We start from the raw sequence: 1,854 nt of genomic DNA on the forward strand, positions 1-1,854 counted from the left end.
AAGTAATTGGTGGAACTGGTGCTGGTCAGCATTTAGTTGTTGCAGATATAATCAGTGCCGGAATTGGAGATAGAGTTCTTGTTTCAACCGGGTCATCAGCTCGAAAAATGTTAGATGAATGTGAGGACATCCAGGTTGATGCAGTTGTTGTTGGAATTATTGATGAAGACTGCAATGTAGAATAGACTCAGGAGGTACAAGAATGAAAAAATTAATTTGTGCAAAAGATGTTGAGACTGCAGAAAGGCAGGGCCAAAAAGTAGTGTACATTGGATGTGAAGCAATTATTACTCCATCAGCCAAAGATATAGCAAAAAGTTATGGCATAGAATTTTCTATTGAAAAGCAAGTCCTTGAAGCAAAAAGTTCTTGTGAAGTGGAAACTCCTTGTGAAACAAAAACTTCTGAGCTTGAAAAAGTTTTTGAAAATGGAATTGATAGTGAAGTAATTTATAAAGTATTTAAGATCATGATGAAAAAAGGCCTTTTAAATGGAATGATTGATTTGATTACCAATAAGAAGCCTTATCTTGCTGAGACTGACTCTATCGGTTTAAAGATTGTTCGTGGCAGTTCAGTAAAATATGAAGCACTTGATACTGGAAATCCTGATGACAAAGTATTTTATCAGGAGATAATCAATGCAGACGATGGTTCTTCAATGAATGCCGGATTTATTACAATTGAAAGTTGTAAATTTGATTGGGAAACAGAATGTCAGGAACTTTACTATGTTATAGAGGGTACATTGACAGTAACAGTGGATAATAAAGTTTATACTGCACATCCTGGTGATTCAGTATTCTTCCCTAAGGGAGCTAAGATAGCATTTGGTTCACCTGACAAGATGAAAGCATTCTATGCTACATATTAGAATGGCTGATCAAGGTTGAGGAGGGTTAAATAATGCAGGCACTTGGGTTAATCGAAACAATAGGACTTATTGCAGCTATTGAGAGCGCAGATGCTATGCTCAAGGCGGCAGATGTGAATCTTTTAGAAAAGACATATGTAGGAGGAGGACTTGTTTCTATTGTTGTAACTGGTGATGTGGGTGCTGTGAAAGCAGCTGTAGACGCTGGTGGAGCGGCAGTTAGAAACATAAATGACACATTGCTTGTTTCACAACATGTTATTCCCCGTCCACATGAGGAATTAGATAATATAATTGTATCAGCAGTACCACTGAAAGATAGAAATATTAAAACTGTTAATCCAGAAGAAAATCAATCAAAAGTGGTAACAATGGTTGAGGGCAATGAAGAGGAGTCAGTAGAGGTTTCTTTAAAAATAGAAGAACTAGAGTATGAAGATTCTAAAGAAGAGGATTCAATGATAGAAAATCCAACAAAAGATGATTCAATAGTGGAAGATCCAATAGAGGAAGACTCTAAAGAAGAGAATTCAACAGTAGAAAATTCAGAGAATGAGGAGATTTTGCCAGAAAAAATAACTGATCCTTTAAAAATGGATTTGACTAAACTAAATAGGAAAGCTGTAGATAAGATGGTACTTGACTATGGTTTAGAAAAAGCTATTGAGATTTTGAGTAAGTTTAAGGTAATAGAGCTTCGAAATCTCGCTCGTAAATATAAGAACTTTGGTATCAAAGGAAGGTCCATTTCTAAAGCAGACAAAATGCTGCTGCTTGTAGAATTCAGAAAATATTATGGGCATAATTAATAGGTTGTAAAATTTAAACATATGTAAAAAATCATTGGAGGGATCACAATTGGAAAATTTTGATAAAGACTTACGTTCTATACAAGAAGCAAGAGATCTTGCACGTTTAGGAAAAATTGCAGCAGACCAAATTGCTGATTATACTGAAGAACAAATTGATAAAATCCTATA

3 protein-coding genes are annotated in these 1,854 nt (G+C 35.1%); all 3 read left to right on the forward strand.

The features are described from left to right. A partial coding sequence (locus CLCOS_RS19650) for a EutN/CcmL family microcompartment protein (protein ID WP_063602650.1) occupies positions 1-185 on the forward strand: 185 nt, incomplete at its 5' end. Positions 186-202: 17 nt separating this feature from the next. Beyond that, the gene (locus CLCOS_RS19655) at positions 203-874 is read left to right on the forward strand and encodes a cupin domain-containing protein (RefSeq protein WP_063602651.1); all 672 of its coding nucleotides are present in this window, start codon (positions 203-205) and stop codon (positions 872-874) included. 32 nt (positions 875-906) lie between these two features. After that, positions 907-1,683: a BMC domain-containing protein gene (locus tag CLCOS_RS19660; RefSeq protein ID WP_063602652.1), complete on the forward strand. Its 777-nt coding sequence runs from the start codon at positions 907-909 to the stop codon at positions 1,681-1,683. Positions 1,684-1,854: the final 171 nt, after the last annotated feature.

Origin of the sequence: Clostridium coskatii (genome assembly GCF_001675205.1) — a bacterium.
GTDB lineage: Bacteria > Bacillota > Clostridia > Clostridiales > Clostridiaceae > Clostridium_B > Clostridium_B ljungdahlii.